This window comes from Gordonia sihwensis NBRC 108236 (genome assembly GCF_000333035.1).
Lineage (GTDB): Bacteria > Actinomycetota > Actinomycetes > Mycobacteriales > Mycobacteriaceae > Gordonia > Gordonia sihwensis.
On the sequence record NZ_BANU01000002.1, the window covers coordinates 74065 to 93113 of the forward strand.

At 68.5% G+C, this 19049-nt stretch carries 17 protein-coding genes; 16 read left to right on the forward strand and 1 reads right to left on the reverse strand.

The genetic code is table 11. From position 1 onward, the window contains the following. Window positions 1-192 precede the first annotated feature (192 nt). Window positions 193-1203, reverse strand: a complete 1011-nt coding sequence (locus tag GSI01S_RS01985; RefSeq protein WP_006894652.1) for a M23 family metallopeptidase — start codon at window positions 1201-1203, stop codon at window positions 193-195. Between the two features lie 299 nt (window positions 1204-1502). Here GSI01S_RS01985 and sucC point away from each other — a divergent pair, with 299 nt between their 5' ends. From sucC to GSI01S_RS02060, 16 genes are all read left to right on the forward strand, one after another. Then, on the forward strand, window positions 1503-2666 hold the full coding sequence (gene sucC, locus GSI01S_RS01990) for an ADP-forming succinate--CoA ligase subunit beta (RefSeq protein WP_006894653.1): 1164 nt from the start codon (window positions 1503-1505) through the stop codon (window positions 2664-2666). Window positions 2667-2682: 16 nt separating this feature from the next. Continuing rightward, on the forward strand, window positions 2683-3585 hold the full coding sequence (gene sucD, locus GSI01S_RS01995) for a succinate--CoA ligase subunit alpha (protein WP_006894654.1): 903 nt from the start codon (window positions 2683-2685) through the stop codon (window positions 3583-3585). A gap of 101 nt (window positions 3586-3686) precedes the next feature. Continuing rightward, window positions 3687-4250 carry a hypothetical protein gene (locus GSI01S_RS02000; protein ID WP_006894655.1) on the forward strand — a complete coding sequence of 188 codons (564 nt, stop codon included), beginning with the start codon at window positions 3687-3689 and terminating at the stop codon, window positions 4248-4250. Further along, the gene (locus GSI01S_RS02005) at window positions 4243-4683 is read left to right on the forward strand and encodes an RDD family protein (RefSeq protein ID WP_006894656.1); all 441 of its coding nucleotides are present in this window, start codon (window positions 4243-4245) and stop codon (window positions 4681-4683) included. Before GSI01S_RS02000 ends, GSI01S_RS02005 begins: the two co-directional genes overlap by 8 nt. 65 nt (window positions 4684-4748) lie before the next feature. Continuing rightward, window positions 4749-5426 (forward strand): DUF5336 domain-containing protein, encoded by a 678-nt coding sequence (locus GSI01S_RS02010; protein WP_039866715.1) that lies wholly within the window; start codon window positions 4749-4751, stop codon window positions 5424-5426. 129 nt (window positions 5427-5555) lie between these two features. Beyond that, complete coding sequence (locus GSI01S_RS20015) at window positions 5556-5696, forward strand: hypothetical protein (RefSeq protein ID WP_157225298.1); 141 nt, start codon at window positions 5556-5558, stop codon at window positions 5694-5696. A gap of 113 nt (window positions 5697-5809) precedes the next feature. Next, window positions 5810-7186 carry a carboxyl transferase domain-containing protein gene (locus GSI01S_RS02015; RefSeq protein WP_174302272.1) on the forward strand — a complete coding sequence of 459 codons (1377 nt, stop codon included), beginning with the start codon at window positions 5810-5812 and terminating at the stop codon, window positions 7184-7186. Between the two features lie 13 nt (window positions 7187-7199). Beyond that, on the forward strand, window positions 7200-7814 hold the full coding sequence (locus GSI01S_RS02020; protein WP_006894659.1) for a TetR/AcrR family transcriptional regulator: 615 nt from the start codon (window positions 7200-7202) through the stop codon (window positions 7812-7814). Window positions 7815-7978: 164 nt separating this feature from the next. Further along, on the forward strand, window positions 7979-9550 hold the full coding sequence (locus tag GSI01S_RS02025) for a carboxyl transferase domain-containing protein (RefSeq protein WP_006894660.1): 1572 nt from the start codon (window positions 7979-7981) through the stop codon (window positions 9548-9550). Window positions 9551-9555: 5 nt separating this feature from the next. Then, on the forward strand, window positions 9556-11634 hold the full coding sequence (locus GSI01S_RS02030; RefSeq protein ID WP_006894661.1) for an acetyl/propionyl/methylcrotonyl-CoA carboxylase subunit alpha: 2079 nt from the start codon (window positions 9556-9558) through the stop codon (window positions 11632-11634). A gap of 129 nt (window positions 11635-11763) precedes the next feature. Continuing rightward, entirely contained in the window at window positions 11764-12912 is a 1149-nt protein-coding gene (locus GSI01S_RS02035) for an acyl-CoA dehydrogenase family protein (RefSeq protein ID WP_006894662.1), read from the forward strand. After that, window positions 12909-13409: a MaoC family dehydratase gene (locus GSI01S_RS02040; RefSeq protein WP_006894664.1), complete on the forward strand. Its 501-nt coding sequence runs from the start codon at window positions 12909-12911 to the stop codon at window positions 13407-13409. The genes GSI01S_RS02035 and GSI01S_RS02040 overlap by 4 nt, the downstream gene beginning before the upstream one ends. A gap of 26 nt (window positions 13410-13435) precedes the next feature. Further along, the gene (locus GSI01S_RS02045; RefSeq protein ID WP_101841611.1) at window positions 13436-14290 is read left to right on the forward strand and encodes an HpcH/HpaI aldolase/citrate lyase family protein; all 855 of its coding nucleotides are present in this window, start codon (window positions 13436-13438) and stop codon (window positions 14288-14290) included. Between the two features lie 74 nt (window positions 14291-14364). Beyond that, window positions 14365-16017, forward strand: coding sequence for an AMP-binding protein (locus GSI01S_RS02050; RefSeq protein WP_006894670.1), 1653 nt, complete (start codon window positions 14365-14367; stop codon window positions 16015-16017). Beyond that, window positions 16014-17972 carry an acetoacetate--CoA ligase gene (locus GSI01S_RS02055; RefSeq protein WP_006894671.1) on the forward strand — a complete coding sequence of 653 codons (1959 nt, stop codon included), beginning with the start codon at window positions 16014-16016 and terminating at the stop codon, window positions 17970-17972. The genes GSI01S_RS02050 and GSI01S_RS02055 overlap by 4 nt, the downstream gene beginning before the upstream one ends. 109 nt (window positions 17973-18081) lie before the next feature. After that, window positions 18082-18990 carry a DUF5336 domain-containing protein gene (locus GSI01S_RS02060; protein ID WP_006894672.1) on the forward strand — a complete coding sequence of 303 codons (909 nt, stop codon included), beginning with the start codon at window positions 18082-18084 and terminating at the stop codon, window positions 18988-18990. Window positions 18991-19049 lie beyond the last annotated feature (59 nt).

Genomic DNA, 19049 nt, shown 5'->3' on the forward strand with positions numbered 1-19049 from the left:
GTGGTGGGCAGAGCAGACGTCTCGATACGCTCGCTCACTACGTTCGCGTGCTACTCGACCAGCCTGGGGGGGCTGGTGCTGCTCGGCAAGCCTGGGGGGGCTGGTGCTACTCGACCGGCCTGGGGAGCTGGTGCTGCTCGGCAAGGTCGGTGGGCCGGTGCGGCTCGGCGAACTGAACCCGTCGGTGTCTGACTAGCCGGTGAGTGCGGAGAGGCGGACGCCCTTCTTGGCGAGCCAGATGGCGGGATCGATCTTCACGTAGGCGCCGCTCGGGCCCTTGATCCACACCTCGAAGTGGCAGTGCGGTCCGGTGGAGAAACCCTCGGAGCCCACCAGCGCGATGGTGTCGCCGGCGGTGACCTGCTGGCCCTTGTGGACCAGCACACCGGAGGAGGCCATATGGCCGTAGACGGTGATGGTGCCGTCCGGCGCCTTGAGCCGCACCCAGTTGCCGAACCCGGAGGCCGGTCCGGCGTCGATCACCACGCCGTCGGTGGCGGCATGGATGGGCGTACCGAGCGGTGCGGCCATGTCGATGCCGCCGTGGAAGGTGCCCCAGCGGGGCGCGAAGGCCGACGTGAGGTTGTAGACGCCCATCGGGATCGGGGAGACCACGAGGGGCTTCTGCTTCGCGGCGATGGCGGCCGCCTGCTCCTTGGCGATCTTCACGCCCTGCGAGAGCTGATCGCCGAAATCGCTCATATCGGCCTGCGAGGCGGCCGGAACGGCTCCGGGGCCGGTGTCGCTCGCGGAGGTGTTCGCCACCGGGACGACGTTCGAGCCGTCGACCGGCGCGGGGTCGGCGGGGGCCTGGGCGAGTGGGCTCGCCTGGCCGTCGGATCCGGAGCCGGTGACGGCGATCGCGGTGGCGCCCGCGGCGATGGCGAATAGGGCGGTACGAGCACGCAGGGCCGACGAGGGGGCGCGGAGGCGGTGCTTCGGCTTGCCTGTCTCGGGCTGCGCGGCCACCGCAGTGGCGGTGGTGTCGGCAGCGGTGTCGTCGACCGCTGCGCCGTCGGTGAGAAGGATCTCGGTGGTGCTGACGGTGTCCTGGTTCAGCGCGGACCCGCCGAGGCCGATGCGCAGCGAGCGCGAAGGGAGCGGGAAGTCGTGAGTGCTGGGGGTGTCGAGAGGAGTGGGGTCGGCTTGGCCGGCTGTTGCGCCGTCACGGTCGAGAAGGCTCCGTGCTGCCAAGTCGTTCACCTCAAATCCTCAGCGCTGCCGCTCGAGGCAGCGGCTCGCATGTCGTGACCTAGTTGTTACCAACCCTGACGACGGTAACGAACGGTCGGCGCTAAGTCCACCGCCTCTCTCTATGACGTCCTCATTCTGGCTGCTCAGCGGCCACAATTGCGGTGCATAAGGGGTTACTGGTCAGTAGCGCGTGAGATGCGGCACAAGGTTGGGGTCGCGTTCGAATGCGACGGCGCCGGGGGTTTAGAGTCGCCTATGGCCCGCGTTACACCGGAGCGGGCGAAACATTACTTCAGATGGTGAGCTGAATGGATCTCTTCGAATACCAGGCGAAGGAACTGTTCGCCAAGCATGGGGTACCCACCACACCAGGTCGGGTGACTGACACTGCCGCCGATGCGCGGGCGATCGCCGAGGAAATCGGCAAGCCCGTGATGATCAAGGCGCAGGTCAAGGTCGGCGGCCGCGGTAAGGCCGGTGGCGTCAAGTACGCCGCAACCCCTGATGACGCACAGACGCACGCTGAAAACATCCTCGGGCTCGATATCAAGGGCCACGTTGTCAAGAAGCTCCTCGTTGCCGAGGCCAGTGACATCGCCGAGGAGTACTACATCTCCTTCCTGCTCGATCGCGCCAACCGCACCTACCTGGCCATGTGCTCGGTCGAGGGCGGCATGGAGATCGAAGAGGTCGCCGCAACCAAGCCGGACCGGCTGGCTCGCATCGCCGTCGACGCGGTCAAGGGCGTCGACCTGGCGTTCGCGCGCGAGATCGCCGAGAAGGGCCATCTGCCCGCCGAGGTCCTCGACGCGGCCGCCGTGACCATTCAGAAGCTGTGGGAGGTCTTCGTCGCCGAAGACGCACTGCTCGTCGAGGTCAACCCGTTGGTGCGCACGCCGGACGATCAGATCCTGGCGCTCGACGGCAAGGTGACGCTGGACGGCAACGCCGAGTTCCGGCAGCCGGGCCACGCCGAGTTCGCGGACAAGGACGCCACCGATCCGCTCGAGCTCAAGGCCAAGGAGAACGACCTCAACTACGTCAAGCTCGACGGTCAGGTCGGCGTCATCGGCAACGGTGCGGGTCTGGTCATGTCGACCCTCGACGTGGTCGCCTACGCCGGTGAGAACCACGGCGGCGTGAAGCCGGCCAACTTCCTCGACATCGGCGGCGGTGCGTCCGCCGAGGTGATGGCGGCCGGTCTGGACGTCATTCTCGGCGACGAGCAGGTCAAGAGCGTCTTCGTGAACGTCTTCGGCGGCATCACCGCCTGTGACGCGGTCGCCAACGGCATCGTCGGCGCGCTCGCCAAGCTGGGCGACGCCGCCAGCAAGCCGCTGGTGGTCCGTCTCGACGGCAACAAGGTCGAGGAGGGTCGCAAGATCCTGGCCGAGGCCAACCACCCGCTGGTGACCCTGGCGGACACCATGGACTCGGGTGCCGACAAGGCCGCTGAGCTGGCGAACCAGTAGGAGACGAAGAAGACTCATGTCGATCTACCTGAACAAGAACAACAAGGTCATCGTCCAGGGCATCACCGGCGGCGAGGGCACCAAGCACACCGCGCTGATGCTGAAGGCCGGCACCAACGTCGTCGGCGGTGTCAATGCCCGCAAGGCAGGCACCACCGTCTCGCACGTGGACGCCGACGGTAACACCGTCGAACTGCCGGTGTTCGCATCGGTCGCCGAGGCCATGGAGAAGACCGGGGCCGACACCTCGATCGCCTTCGTGCCGCCCGCCTTCTCGAAGGACGCCATCATCGAGGCCATCGATGCCGAGATCCCGCTGCTCGTGGTCATCACCGAGGGCATCCCGGTCCAGGATTCGGCCTACGCCTGGGCGTACAACGTCGACAAGGGCGCCAAGACCCGCATCATCGGCCCGAACTGCCCCGGCATCATCACGCCGGGCGAGGCGCTGGTCGGCATCACCCCGAACAACATCACCGGCAAGGGCCCGATCGGCCTCGTGTCGAAGTCGGGCACCCTGACCTACCAGATGATGTACGAGCTGCGCGACCTCGGCTTCTCGACCGCCATCGGCATCGGCGGAGACCCGGTCATCGGCACCACCCACATCGACGCGATCGAGGCCTTCGAGAAGGATCCGGAGACCAAGCTCATCGTCATGATCGGCGAGATCGGCGGCGACGCCGAGGAGCGTGCGGCCGACTACATCAAGGCCAACGTCACCAAGCCGGTCGTCGGCTACGTCGCGGGCTTCACCGCGCCGGAGGGCAAGACCATGGGCCACGCAGGCGCCATCGTCTCTGGCAGTTCCGGCACCGCGCAGGCCAAGAAGGAGGCCCTCGAGGCCGCCGGCGTCAAGGTCGGCAAGACCCCGAGCGAGACCGCCGCACTGGCGCGCGAGCTCTTCGACGCACTCTGATCGGACTCCGGTCCGGACGGACCTGAGAGTCGGACGACGAAACGTCCCGGTACGGCTGCATTGCCGCACCGGGACGTTTCGCATTCAGCCATAATCGTCGAGTGATAACCGATCTGGTCTCGGGTGCCGTGAACCGCGTGCTCGATGTTCCGCGTGCAGTGATCCGCGGCGTGCTGTCCGAGGCGATCGCATTCCTCACCGAAGAGATCGACCTGACCGAGGTGCTGCTCGCGGCCGTCGACCTCGACCGGGTGCTCGGCGAAGTGAATCTGCAGGCCGTCGTGGAACGACTGGACCTCAACGCGGTGATCGACACCATCGATCTGCAGAAGGTGCTCGACGGCATCGACCTGACGCCGATCCTCGACCGGCTCGATCTCAACCCGGTTCTGGCCAGACTCGACATCGACGCGGTGGTCGACGGAGTCGACCTCGACAAGGCGGTCCGGCGCATCGATCTCGACGCCGTCCTCGCGGGCGTCGATCTGGTCGTGGTCGGCAACCGGGTGATCAACGGCGTGGATCTCTCGTCGATCGTGCGCGACGCCAGTTCCACCGTGACGACCGAGATGATCTCCGACGTCCGGACCAGCAGCGAACGCGCCGACGACGCCGTGGAGGGCTTCGTGAACCGGGTCTTCCGCCGGAAGTCCGACGATGACTGAGCCGCGCGACGCGCGGCCGCGGACCGCGGGGATCGTGACCAGGCTGATCGCCGCCGTCATCGACGTGGTGCTGGTGGTCGCGCTTCTCGGTCTCGGTTATCTGGGGACGGCCTTCGTCCTGTTCACGATGGATATCACCAACTTCGCCTTCCCGCAGGTCGGGTGGTGGTTCACCACCAGCGGATTCCTCGGCATCGCGTTCGTCTATCTGGTCGCCGGGTGGTCGGTGACCGGCCGGACGGTGGGGAACGTGTTGATGGGACTGCGTGTGGTGCGCGTCAGCGGACGGCCGATGCACTTTGCGCAGATCCTGCTCCGGGCGTTGACCTGCGTGGTGTTCCCGGTCGGACTGTTCTGGGTTGTGCTGTCTCCGCGGCGGATGTCGTTGCAGGACGCGGTGCTGCGGACCAAGGTGATCTACACCGACGGATGAGAGAGGGGCGGACCGCCGCCGTCGACCGGGCCCGCAGTGTCGGATCCGGGTGGTTAGATACGGACATGACCAACCCGCCGCATCCGAATCAGCCGGACCCGAAGCCGGACCCGAAGCCGGACTCGCAGCAGGCCCTCGGCCAAGAGACGAATTCCTGGACTTCCGCCAACCCGATGCCCGGATACGGTCCGGGACCGAGTGCGCAGCCGGGACCGCCGCCGATGATGTACGGCGCGCCCGGTTACCCGCCGCCTCCCGTCAGGCCCCCGCTCCTCTCGCGCACTCCGACGCCGGTCCTGATGGCTGTCGGGTCCACGGCGGCCGGACTGGTCACGTTCTTCATGGGATTCCTCGGCTGGGTGACGGTCTCCGACGAGATCGACCACAAGGCCGAGGTCTGGGCCACTGGCATGAACGGAACCTTCGATGTGCCCGCTTACCTCAGCCCGTCGCTGATTCTCAGTCCCGGCTGGTTCTTTCTGCTGCTGGGGACAGTCGGTGTCGCGGCAGCGGGGCTGGCCGCACCGAGGTGGCGGCGCTACCTGCCGTTGCTGGCCTTCCTCGCGATCTTCGGCTGGCTGGGTCTGCTCGTCTGCGCACTGGGTCTTCCGCCGTTCCTGAGTCTCGGGGCCGGTGCCTATGTGGCGCTGACGGTCGGTTTCATCCAAGCGGCGTTGTTGGCGATCGCCGCGGTGATCGACGGTCGTGCTCCCGCCGACCAGGGGCCGCCGCCCCGATTCTGAGCTCGGTCGGACGCGAGCGGTGATCGTTCGGCCGAATCGTGCTGCGCCCTGGACGAGGCTCGTCGCTCGTCGTAGCGTCGAGGACAGAGCGTTCGCCGGAGGCAGTCCACAGGGGATTGGAGGCTCGCCATGATCCGCAGAATCACGCTCCTCGCCGCCGTGGCGGCGGTCGGACTCACCGTCGCCTTCGCCGGGGCACCGGCCGCGTCGGCCGCACCGACCCACGCGCCCCCTCCGCGGATGTACTGCACGGGTACGGTCTGCTTCTGATCTGCGCGGCCATCGACGCGATCTCGCCGGTCCCGCAGCGCTGGTGCTACCCGTTGTGGACGCCGAACATGAGTTGACTGCCCGAACGCCCGGCGTCAGGCATCATCGGGCATATGGGTACTGAGCGGCCGGGTAATGGGCGGCCGGGTAATGAGCGGCCAGACGCCGCGGCGATGATCGACGCCGTGCTCGACGACGGGACGTGGTGCAGCTGGGATCGGTCCACCGAGCCGGAGTCGGTCTGTACCGGCTCGGGGCGCGTCGGCGGTCGTCCCATCGCCCTGGTGGTCAGCGAATTCGGCGTATCGGGCGGGTCGATCGGCGCGACGGCCGGTGCGCGGATCGTCGAGGCGGTGCGCCGCGCCACGGCGGAGCGGCTGCCTCTCCTGGCGCTCCCGGCGTCCGGCGGAACGCGCATGCAGGAGGGCACGCCCGCGTTCCTTCAGATGGCCGCCATCACCGCTGCCGTAGCCGAGCACCGCGACGCCGGGCTGCTCTACCTGGTGTATCTGCGACATCCGACCACGGGCGGGGTCTTCGCCTCCTGGGGGTCGCTCGGCGACGTCACCTGGGCTCAACCCGGAGCGCTGACCGGATTCCTCGGACCCAAGGTGTACGCGGGCATCTACGGCCGCCAGTTCCCGGCGGGCGTGCAGACCGCCGAGAACCTGCACCGCCTGGGATTCGTCGACGACGTCGTCGACCACCGCCGCCTCGGCGCTCGGGTCGCGAGCGTCCTCGCGGCGCTCGATCCCGCTGCGGCGGCCGTCCGGCACGAGGCGGCGGGACCGCTCGCCGCGAAGGTCGACGACGCGTGGTCGGCGGTGGCCGCCACACGTGACCGGATGCGCCCCGGGCTGACCGAACTCGAGACTCACCTCGGGGCGGTGCGGCTGGCGGGCGACGGGCCGATCCGTATCGCGCTCGCGAGGTTCGGCGGCCGTCCAGTGGTGCTGGCGGGGCAGGATCGCCGAATCCAATCGGAGGGCCGGTCGATCTCGGCCGACGCCCTTCGCGTCGCTCGCCGGGGTATCGCGCTCGCCGTCCGGTGGGGACTGCCGCTGGTGACCGTCGTCGACACCAGCGGCGGCGAACTGTCGCGGGCGGCCGAGGAATCGGGCCTGGCTCGGCAGATCGCCGCGTGCACGATGGAGCTGCTGTCGGCCGCGACTCCCACGGCGTCGGTTCTGCTCGGGCAGGGCACGGGCGGCGCGGCGCTCGCGATGTTCCCGGCCGATCGGGTGATCGGTGCCGCTGACGGCTGGCTCGCACCGCTTCCGCCCGAGGGGGCGAGCGTCATCATGCACGGAGACGTCGGCCATGCGGCTGAGATGGCCCGGGCTCAGCACGTCTGGGTGCGCGAGCTGCGCCGGCTGGGAATCGTCGACGAGGTCGTGACGACACTCGACGAGACGGTGGCGGCCATCGACCGCTGGATCGCCACCGACCCCGTCGCCGATCGCTCGGGGCGGGTGCGGGTCGGGCGGTAGAGTCGGCAGCGTCATGTCTTCGCAACCCGTCCCGACGCCGCGACCGGCCACTCGCCGTGAACAGGCGAAGGCGGCGCGGCGCGTGGAGATCCTGTCGGCGGCGGCCAGGCAGATGGCCCAGCGCGGCTACAACGGAGTGCGGCTGGAGGACATCGGCGCCGAGGTCGGGATCAGCGGCCCGGCCATGTACCGGCACTTCCAGTCCAAATCCGAGTTGCTCGACACGATTCTGATCGACATCAGCGAGCGGCTGCACGACGGCGGCGTGGCCGCGGCGGCCGAGGGCGGAACACCGGTCGAGGTGCTCGAACGACTCATCGAGTTCCACATCGACGTGCTGGTGACCCGGCCGGACCTGATCAGTGTGCAGGACCGCGATCTGTGGTCGCTGTCGCCGCAGGCGCGGCACCGCGTGCGTTCGTTGCAGCGCCGTTACGTCGAGGTGTGGGTGCGAGTGCTGATGGACCACGCCATCGACCGCGGCGTCGAACTCGAAGCGGTAGAGGCGCGGGTGCGCATCCACGCCATGTTCGGTCTGCTCAACTCCTCACCGCGGCTTCCGGAGTTTCCCCGGGACCGGCTGCGCGGATTGCTGACCGGAATGGCGATGGGCGCGTTGCAGGGCTGACGGCACGCCGGCCAGGCTCCCACGAGACCGTTTCGGGTCCGTGCGAGGGCGCCTCAGCTGCACAATTCACTCATTCCGCTGTGAGACCCGGCCAGGGACTGGCGAATGTGGGCGCCGTCACCTATCCTGTATTTCAGTTAATCGAAGCTAACTGAAAGGGCGGCATGACGGCGACATCCTCTTCAGACGCGCATCACGCCAACGTGGCCGTGTTGCGGACCCGGCTGCTCGCCGCGGCGCAGGGCGGCGGCGAGAAGGCGCGAGAGCGACATCTCTCGCGCGGCAAGCTCCTCCCACGTGACCGGATCGACGCCCTGATCGATCCGGGTTCGCCGTTCCTGGAGGTGGCTCCGCTCGCGGCCTACGACATGTACGACGGCAAGGCTCCGGCGGCCGGCGTGGTGGCCGGCATCGGCCGGATCCACGGCCGCGAATGCATGATCGTCGCCAACGACGCCACGGTGTCGGGCGGCACGTACTACCCGGTGACCGTCAAGAAGCATTTGCGCGCGCAGGAGATCGCGTCGCAGAACCGGCTGCCGTGCATCTACCTGGTCGACTCCGGCGGTGCGATGCTCCTCAACCAGGACGACGTCTTCCCGGATCGGGAGCACTTCGGCCGCATCTTCTACAACCAGGCCACCATGAGCGCGGCCGGGATTCCGCAGATCTCGGCAGTCCTCGGTTCCTCGACTGCGGGCGGCGCCTACGTCCCGGCGATGAGCGACGAGAACGTCATCGTGCGGAACCAGGGCACCATCTTCCTGGCGGGCCCGCCGCTGGTGAAGGCGGCGACGGGCGAGGACGTGACCGCGGAGGAACTCGGCGGCGGAAGCATGCACTCCACCGTCTCCGGCGTCACCGATCACCTCGTCGACAACGACGAGCAGGCACTGGCCAAGGTGCGCGAGATCATCGCCACCCTCGGCCCGCGCGAGCCCGCGCAGTGGGAGACGGTGCCCACCCGCGCGCCGCAGCGCCCGCAGACCGACATCTACGACGTGGTGCCGACCGATTCGCGGATCCCGTACGACGTGCGCGAGGTCATCGAGATCCTGTCCGACGGCGGCGAGTACACCGAGTTCAAAGCCGGCTACGGCACCTCGCTGGTGACGGCGTTCGCGAAGATCCACGGTCACCCGGTCGGGTTCGTGGCCAACAACGGCGTGCTGTTCAGCGAGTCGGCGCTCAAGGGAGCGCACTTCATCGAACTGTGCGACCAGCGCCGCATCCCGCTGATCTTCCTCCAGAACATCACCGGTTTCATGGTGGGTCGCCAGTACGAGGAGGGCGGCATCGCCAAGAACGGCGCCAAGATGGTCAACGCCGTGGCCTGCGCACGCGTGCCCAAGCTGACCGTGATGATCGGCGGCTCGTTCGGCGCGGGCAACTACTCCATGTGCGGCCGCGCATACTCGCCGCGCTTCCTGTGGATGTGGCCCAACGCCCGGATCTCCGTCATGGGCGGACCGCAGGCCGCAGACACCCTGGCCACGGTCCGTCGGGGCGGTATCGAACGTTCCGGCGGCACTTGGTCGGCGGAGGAGGAAGAGGCCTTCAAGGCGCCGATCCGCGATCAGTTCGAGCGTCAATCCGACGCGTACTACTCCACGGCGAGACTGTGGGACGACGGGATCATCGATCCCGCCGATACCCGAACCGTGCTGGGGCTGGCCCTGGAGGCCTGCCGGTACGCGCCGCTCGACGATCCCGCCTACGGCGTCTTCCGGATGTGAGGGACATGCACGTGAACACCACTACTGACACTCGCAGCATTCGCAAGGTCCTCGTCGCCAACCGCGGCGAGATCGCCTGCCGTGTGATCGCCACGCTCCACGACATGGGCATCAAATCGGTGGCCGTGTACTCGGACGCGGATGCGGACGCCCCGCACGTCAAGGCCGCGGACGAGGCCGTCCGGCTCGGCCCGGCACCGGCGACGCAGAGCTATCTGCGGATCGACGCCGTCATCGAGGCGGCCCGGCTCACCGGTGCCGACGCCGTGCACCCCGGCTACGGCTTCCTGTCGGAGAACCAGCAGTTCGCCGAGGCACTGGCCGAAGCGGGCATCATCTTCATCGGACCGCCCGCATCGGCGATCGCCACGATGGGCGACAAGATCACCGCGCGCGACGCGGTCACCAAACGCAGCGTGCCCGTTGTCCCGGGCATCTCCCGTCCGGGCCTGACGGATCAGGAACTGATCGACGCCGCGGGCGGCGTCGGCTTCCCCGTACTCATCAAGCCGAGTGCGGGCGGCGGCGGCAAAGGCATGCACCGCGTGGAGGACCCGTCCGGACTTCCCGAGGCGCTGGCCACCGCGCGTCGCGAAGCGGCGTCGGCGTTCGGCGACGACACCCTGTTCCTCGAACACTTCGTGCTCACGCCGCGGCACATCGAAGTGCAGATCCTGGCCGACGAGCACGGCAACGTGATCCATCTCGGTGAGCGCGAGTGCTCCCTGCAGCGCCGCCACCAGAAGGTCATCGAGGAGGCGCCGTCGGCGCTGCTCGACGAGGCCACCCGGCAGCGGATCGGCGAGGCGGCCTGCGATGCGGCCCGCAGCGTCGGCTACACCGGGGCGGGAACCGTCGAGTTCATCGTCTCGGCCACCGCGCCCGAGGACTTCTTCTTCATGGAGATGAACACCCGGCTGCAGGTGGAGCATCCGGTGACCGAGATGGTGACCGGTGTCGACCTGGTGGAGCAGCAGGTGCGGATCGCCCGCGGCGAGAAGCTGGCCTTGACGCAGGACGACATCGTGATGACCGGTCACGCGGTGGAGGCACGCGTCTACGCCGAGGATCCGGCGCAGGGATTCCTGCCGACCGGTGGCGAGGTGACGCGGCTGTCGTGGCCGCGTGCGGCCTCGATGGAGCCGGCTCGGCTCGCCACCGGGGCTCAGCGGCCCGGTGTCCGCGTCGACAGCGGCATCGAGGAGGGGTCGGTGATCGGCAGTGATTACGACCCGATGCTGGCCAAGGTGATCGCTTACGGCACCGATCGCGCCGAGGCGCTCGACCGTCTCGACGAGGCCTTGTCGGAGACCCGGCTGCTCGGCGTCGTGACCAACATCGGCTTCTGCCGTTACGCGCTCGCGCAGCGCGATGTGCGCGACGGTGTGCTCGACACCGAACTGCTCGACCGGATCGCCGCCGACTACGCCGCCCCGATGCCCGATCCGCACGCGCTGGTCGCGGGTGCGCTCGGCGCTCTGGACCTCGGCGACCCGGACGATCTCTGGTCGTCCGCGATCGGCTTCCGCATCGGCGCACCGTCACCGGTCCTCGCGCGGCTGGCCGAGTCCGGGCACGTCTACACGGTGTCGGCGCAGATCGATCAGAACCGCACGCCGCGGCCGGGGACCCTCGACGCACACGTGACGATCTCCTTCGAGGATCTCGACCGCGAACCGTGGCAGGCCCCGGTGCGGCTGCGCCAGGTGCCCGGCGACGCCTTCGACCTGATCGTCGACGGACGTTCGCACCGCTGGGAGGTGGCGGTCGACGCCCGCGGCGGTCGCCGCTGGGTGTCGGGCCGGCCGGGAACCTGGATTCTGCACACGGTCCGTGCGCTGTCGGAGCACGATGAAGGCGATGCCGCGGGCCACATCGTCAGTCCGATGCCGGGCACCGTGGTCGCGGTGCCCGGGGTCGACGGCGAGCAGGTCGCGGCCGGCGACCCGCTGGTGGTGGTCGAGGCGATGAAGATGGAGCACACCCTTCGCGCTCCGATCGACGGAACCGCGTCCATCAAGGTCCGGGTCGGGGACAAGGTGGACGCGCAGCAACTGCTCGCGCACGTCCAGGTCGACGACTGAGCCGCTTCGACGCGAACCACGTCAACGACACACGGCTCCACAGCTAGAGACTTTCAACCCCAGACAGCGATCCACAGACAGCGCCGGACCGATGGACCCGGCCCCACATACGACGAGGAATCTCACTCCATGGAACTGACGCAGGAATACACCGACCTGGTGAGCACGGTGCGCGACTTCGCACAGCAGGTGGTGGCGCCCGTCTCCGCCGAACACGATGAGAAGAAGACCTTCCCGTACGAGGTCGTCGCGCAGATGGGCGAGATGGGCCTGTTCGGCCTGCCGTTCAGCGAGGAGTTCGGCGGGATGGGCGGCGACTACTTCGCGCTCGCCCTCGCACTCGAGGAACTCGGGAAGGTCGACCAATCGGTCGCGATCACGCTCGAGGCCGGGGTCGGTCTCGGCGCGATGCCGATCTACAAGTTCGGCACCCAGGAGCAGAAGGAGACCTGGCTGCCGGATCTGCTCGCGGGCCGCCGTCTCGCGGGCTTCGGTCTCACCGAGCCCGGCGCCGGTTCGGACGCCGGCGCCACCGCGACCACGGCACGCGAGGACGGCGACGAGTGGGTGATCAACGGTGGCAAGCAGTTCATCACCAACTCCGGCACCGACATCACCTCGCTCGTGACCGTCACGGCGGTCACCGGGCAGCGCGACAACGGCAAGAAGGAGATCTCGACGATCATCGTGCCCGCCCGAACACCGGGTTTCACCGCTGAACCCGCGTACAACAAGGTCGGCTGGAACGCCTCCGACACCCACCCGCTGAGCTTCGACGACGCGCGCGTGCCACGGGAGAACCTGCTCGGCGAACGAGGCCGCGGCTATGCGAACTTCCTGTCGATCCTCGACGAGGGCCGGATCGCCATCGCCGGTCTCGCGACCGGCGTCGCCCAGGGCTGCGTCGACGAATCGGTCAAGTACGCCCGCGAGCGCAAGTCGTTCGGCAAGGCGATCGCCGAGTTCCAGTCGGTGTCGTTCGCGATCGCCCGCATGGAGGCCCGGGCGCACGTCGCGCGGATGGCGTACTACGACGCCGCCGCCAAGATGCTCGCGGGCAAGCCCTTCAAGAAGGAGGCCGCGATCGCCAAGATGATCTCCTCGGAGGCCGCGATGGACAACGCCCGGACGGCGACGCAGATCCACGGCGGCTACGGCTTCATGAACGAGTACCCGGTGGCCCGGCACTACCGCGACTCCAAGATCCTCGAGATCGGCGAGGGCACCACCGAGGTGCAGCTCATGCTGATCGCGCGATCGCTGGGACTGCCGGCATGACCGCGGCCGACGGCGGCGCCAAGCACGTCACGCAGCGTGGGCTCTGGTTCGAGGAGTTCGAGATCGGCACCGTCTACGAACACCGTCCCGGGCGCACCATCACCGAGGCGGACAACACGTTCTTCACCACGCTGACGATGAACACCCAGGCCCTGCACTTGGACGCGGCGTGGTCGGCCACGCAGCCGGGCTTCGGCGGTCAGCGGCTGGTGAACTCGATGCTCACGCTGTCGACGATCGTCGGGCTGTCGGTGGCACAGCTGACTCAGGGGACGCTGGTCGCGAATCTCGGCTTCCACGACATCGCCTTCCCGGCACCGATGTTCGCCGGCGACACCCTGTACGGCGAGACCGAGTGCACCGGCAAGCGGCTGTCCAAGTCGCGCCCGGGCGAGGGGATCGTCGACCTGACGCACATCGGCCGCAATCAGGACGGAGTGATCGTGGCCCGTGCCTCGCGCTCGACCCTCGTGCGCGTTCGACCCGAAGGGGAATGACAGTGTCCGGAGTGAGAGGGTCGGGAATGACAGGGTCCACAGCGCAATCCTGGACGCCGGCCGGACCGGCTCTGCTGTTCTGCCCGGCCGACCGCCCCGAGCGGTACGCCAAGGCGCTCGACCGCGCCGACATGGTGATCCTCGATCTCGAGGACGCCGTCGCCGAGGTCAACAAGGCCGACGCCCGGGAGGCGCTGATCGCCGATCCGATCGCGGCCGACCGGGTGATCGTGCGGATCAACCCCGCGGGCAGCGTGGAGCATCAGCGGGATCTGGACGCGGTGCAGTGCACGCCGTATCGGGTCGTGATGCAGGCGAAGGTCGAATCCGCGGCGCAGATCACCGCGCACGGACTGCCCACCATCGCGCTCATCGAGACACCTCTCGGCGCGGTTCGTGTCGAGGAGATCGCGGCGGCGCCCAACTGCGTCGGCCTGATGTGGGGTGCCGAGGATCTCGCGGCCGGGATGGGCGGCACGTCGAGCAGATTCGGTGCGGACGAGCCGGGCACCGGCGGCTACCGCGACATCGCCAGGCACGTCCGGGCACGGGTCCGGCTCGCGGCCGCGGCCTTCGGTGTGGCGGCGATAGACGCGGTCCACATCGACATCGCGGACGTGGACGGACTCGTGGCGGAGGTCCGCGACGCCGTCGCCCAGGGTTACACGGCCACCGCCTGCATCCATCCGAGTCAGGTGGAGCACATCCGCGCCGGCTACGCACCGTCGGCCGAGCGCGTCGAATGGGCCCGCAAGGTGTGCGACGGCGCCCTCGCGCACGACGGCGGCGTGTTCGCCGTCGACGGCCAGATGATCGACGGCCCGGTGATCGCCCAAGCCCGAGCGATTCTCGCCCGGGTGATGCAGCCTCCCGCCGGCTGAGCCGGCACTCGCCCCCGGCATCCGACCGACCCACCCGACCCCCACGTGACACCTCAACCCTCACGGAGGACACCATGACCGGCACAGCCGCCGCCCCCTCGTACGCGATCGGGGAGACCGAGCCCCCACTTCTCACCCAGACGATCGGTGCGACCCTCGCCGCCACCGCGGGCAGCTATCCGGACTCCGACGCCCTGATCGACGCCGCCGTCGACCGGACCTGGACGTACGCCGAGTTCCGCCGCGACGTCGTGGCGTTGGCGGCCGGACTTCTCCGGCACGGGGTGACGCCGGGCGATCGCGTGGGGCTCTGGGCCCCGAACCGGTTCGAGTGGGTGCTGACGCAGTTCGCGGCCGCCGAGATCGGCGCGATCCTGGTCGTAATCAATCCGTCGTACCGGCGCCACGAGCTCGCGTACGCACTCAAGCAGTCGGGCACCTCGCTGGTGCTGGCGGCCACGAGCTTCCGCGACTCGGAGTACGCCGTCATGCTCGAGGACGTGCGCGACCAGACGCCGGACCTGCGCGAGGTGGTGCTGTTCGAGTCGGATGCCTTCGCCGAGATGCTGACCCCGCCGTCGGCGGCGGAGGTGGCCGAGATCGCCGAGATCGCGGCTGGACTGAACCCGGACGATCCGATCAACATCCAGTACACGTCCGGTACCACCGGAGCGCCGAAGGGCGTCACGCTCACTCATCTCAACATCGGCAACAACGGTTACCTGGTCGGATCGCTGCTGGAGTACACCCAGCACGACCGCATCTGCCTGCCGGTGCCCTTCTACCATTGCTTCGGCATGGTGATGGGCAACCTCGCGGCGATCGCCTTCGGCTGCGCCATGGTGATCCCCGCCCCGGCCTTCGACCCGAAGGCCACACTCGCGGCGGTCGAGAAGTATCGGTGCACCAGCCTCTACGGCGTGCCGACGATGTTCATCGCCGAGTTGGCTCTCCTGGACTCGAGCGCCGACGAGGGCACCACCTTCGACCTGTCCTCCCTGCGTACCGGCATCATGGCGGGCTCGCCGTGCCCGGAGCAGGTGATGCGCCGGGTGATCGACGAGATGAACATGTCGCAGGTGTCGATCTGCTACGGCATGACTGAGACCAGCCCGGTCTCGACGCAGACACGCATGGACGACGACCTCGACCTTCGCGTGGGGACGGTCGGCCGTGTCGGGCCGCACTTGGAGATCAAGATCGCCGACCCGCTGACCGGCGAGACCCTGCCGCGCGGTGAGACCGGCGAGTTCCGCACCCGCGGGTACTCGGTGATGAAGGGCTACTGGAACGATCCGGAGAAGACCGCCGAGGTGCTCGACGCCGACGGCTGGATGGCCACCGGCGACCTCGGGGTCATGGCCGACAACGGATACGTCAGAATCACCGGCCGCATCAAGGACATGGTGATCCGCGGCGGAGAGAACATCTACCCGCGTGAGATCGAGGAGTTCCTCTACACGCATCCGGACATCATCGACGCCCAGGTGATCGGTGTCCCGGACGAGAAGTACGGCGAGGAACTGATGGCCTGGATCCGGGTTCGCGAAGGCGCGGACGAACTGACCGCGGACTCGATCCGTGAGTTCGCCACCGGTCACATCTCCCGTCACAAGATTCCCAAGTACGTGCAGATCGTCGACGAGTTCCCGATGACCGTCACCGGCAAGGTGCGCAAAGTGGAGATGCGCGAACGCGCGATCGAGGTCCTGGGGCTGGGGTCGTGACCGTCTTCGATCGTTTCGCCGAGAAGTTCTCCGAGCGCGCCGGAGCGCCGCTGACCTCATACGACGACGTCTGGCAACGGTCGGTGACCGATCTGCCGGGCTTCTGGCGGTGCGTGTGGGATTTCTTCGAGCTCGACGAGATCGCCGAGACGCCGTTGGACAGAGGTGACGACGCGGTGCTCGCCGACGACACCATGCCCGGTGCCGTGTGGTTCCCCGGTACGGCACTGAATTACGTCGACGTGGTGCTGAGACATGCGGATCTGCCCGGCGAGGCGATCGTCGGATTGGACGAGGACGGCAACCGCACGTCGGTCACGTGGGCCGAACTCCCGGTTCGGGTCGGCGCCGTCGCGCACGCGCTCCGCGAGGCGGGTGTCGGCCGCGGCGACGTCGTCGCGGCGTACCTGCCCGACATCCCGGAGGCCGTGATCGCGTTCCTCGCCACCGCGTCACTGGGCGCGATCTGGTCGGGCTGCGGTCAGGACTATGCGCCGGAGGGTGCGGCCGGCCGGCTCGCGCAGTTGGAGCCCACGGTGCTCGTCTCCGCCGCGGGCTACCGATACAACGGCAAGGAGGTCGACAAGCGCGCCGACTCGGTCACGCTCGCCGGACTGCTCGGCGACGAGGTCACGCACATCATGGTCGGCGACCCCGGCGCCGGTGACGTCGGCGACCCCGGCGCCGCAGTGGTGCGCTGGTCGGAGGTGATCGCGGACGAGAGTCGCCGTCCCGAGCCGGTGAAGGTCGCGTTCGATCATCCGCTGTGGGTGCTGTTCTCCTCGGGCACCACGGGCCGCCCCAAAGGCATCGTCCACGGGCACGGCGGCGTGGTGCTCGAGCACCTGAAGGCGGCGGCGATCCAGTCGGATCTGGACACCGAGTCGGTCTTCTTCTGGCAGACGGCCCTGTCGTGGATGATGTGGAACTACCAGGTCGCCGGGCTGCTGGTGGGGGCCCGGATCATCACGTACAGCGGTTCGCCGCTCTACCCGGACGCGGACCGCCTCTGGCAGATCGTGGCCGACGAACGGGTCACCTTCTTCGGCACCAGCCCGGGACAGCTGCAGGCCTCGCGCAAGGCCGGACTCCATCCCGGCGCGGACCACGACCTCTCGGCGCTGCGGCTGCTGGGCAGCACCGGTTCGACGCTCGCGGCGGATCTGTTCGGATGGATCGACGAGAACGTGAAGGCGGGTCTGCCGGTGTCCTCGATCAGCGGTGGCACCGACGTCGTGAGCGCATTCGCGGGTGGTACCACGGGAGTGGAGGTGGTCGCCGGGGAACTGTCGGCACGCTATCTCGGCGTCGGACTCGAGAGCTGGTCGCCGAGCGGTCGGCCGCTGATCGGCGAAGTGGGCGAGATGGTCGTCACCACGCCGATGCCGTCCATGCCGGTCAGATTCTGGAACGACCCCGACGGGGAGCGCTACCGGAAGGCGTACTTCGCTCACGAATGGGAGGGCGAGGGCCCGGCGAAGCCGGTGTGGCGGCACGGTGACTGGGTCACCGTCACCGAGCGCGGATCGCTGGTGATCCACGGCCGCAGCGATGCGACGCTGAACCGGCACGGCATCCGCATGGGTTCGGCCGACATCTACGAGGTGGTCGAGGGTATGCCGGAGATCGCCGAGGCCTTCGTGCTCGGCGTCGACGGACCGGACGGCAAATACTGGATGCCGCTGTTCGTGACCCTGGTCCCCGGTGCCGAACTCACCGATGAACTGTCCGCGCGTGTCGCCGCCGAGGTGAAGACTCGGTTGTCGCCGCGGCACGTTCCCGACGAGATGATCCTCGCGCCGGGCATCCCGCACACCCGGACGGGGAAGAAGCTGGAAGTGCCGGTCACGGCGATTCTCGCCGGCCGGAGCGAGGTCAACGTGGATCCGAAGTCGGTCGACGACTACGGCCTCATCGAGTGGTACGCCGAGCAGGGAAGAGCCCATCGCTGGTGATTCGACCGATGGACGGCGTTCAGCGGACAGACAGGGACGTGTATTAGCGTGGACCAGAAGTTCGCCGGCCATCGCCCACGGTGGCCCTAGTCTCACGAGGAGTGATCGGATGACGTACCCGCAGTCGGGGTCTGGCTATGGCCAGGGCGACGCCGGATCCCAGTCGGCCTACGGTCAGCAGTACGGCCAGCAGTCCGGCTACGGTCAGCAGCAGTACGGCCAGCAGCAGTACGGGCAGCAGGCCGGCTACGGCCAGCAGTACGCGGCGCAGCAGCAGTACGGCCAGCAGGGCTACGGCTACCAGCAGCCGCAGCAGCCCGCGAGTCAGGGCCTTCCCGCCAACACGACGACCATCCTCGCCGCCGTCATCGGCGCGCTCGGCGTCATCACGCTGTTCTGCGGTTTCGTGGCGGGTTTCAAGGAGACCGGTCCGTACGGTGCCCAGTACAGCGCGAAGCTGTTCGAGACCGAGTTCGCGACCCCGTACGGTCTGATCGCCGTCGCGGGTGTGCTGGCTCTCGCGACCTTCCTGCTCGGTACTGAGAAGTGGGTCGCAGGCGTGGTGTTCGCGCTGTCGACCGTCGGTGCCCTCATCACGGTGTTCCAGTTCGCGACCGCTGACGCGGGCAAGGGAGCCGGCGCGATCATCCTGCTGATCACCTCCATCCTGGCCTTCCTGGCCGCGGTGGTGTGGCTGCTCATCGAGGCGGGTCAGATCAAGACGGCCGCAGCCGACGCGTCGGCCGCGGCCGCGGCTCCCGCCGCCGCCCACGCGGCGCCGGCGGCGGATCCCGCGGCTTCGTCGTACGGCTACGGCTACGGTCAGCAGGCCCAGCAGCAGGCGGCCCAGCAGCCGGCGGCCGGATACGGTCAGCAGGCGCAGGCCTCCTACCAGCCCGGTTCGAGTTACGGCCAGCCGTCGGCGACACCGTCGTACGGTCAGGCCGACACCCCGCCGGCCTCGGACGCCGGGGCGACCACCGCCTTCGTGAAGCCGGAGGATGCCGACAAGCAGTAGCACTGCTCGCTCAGTCAAGAAACTGTCGAGTTCGTACCCGTACGGGGTACGAACTCGAC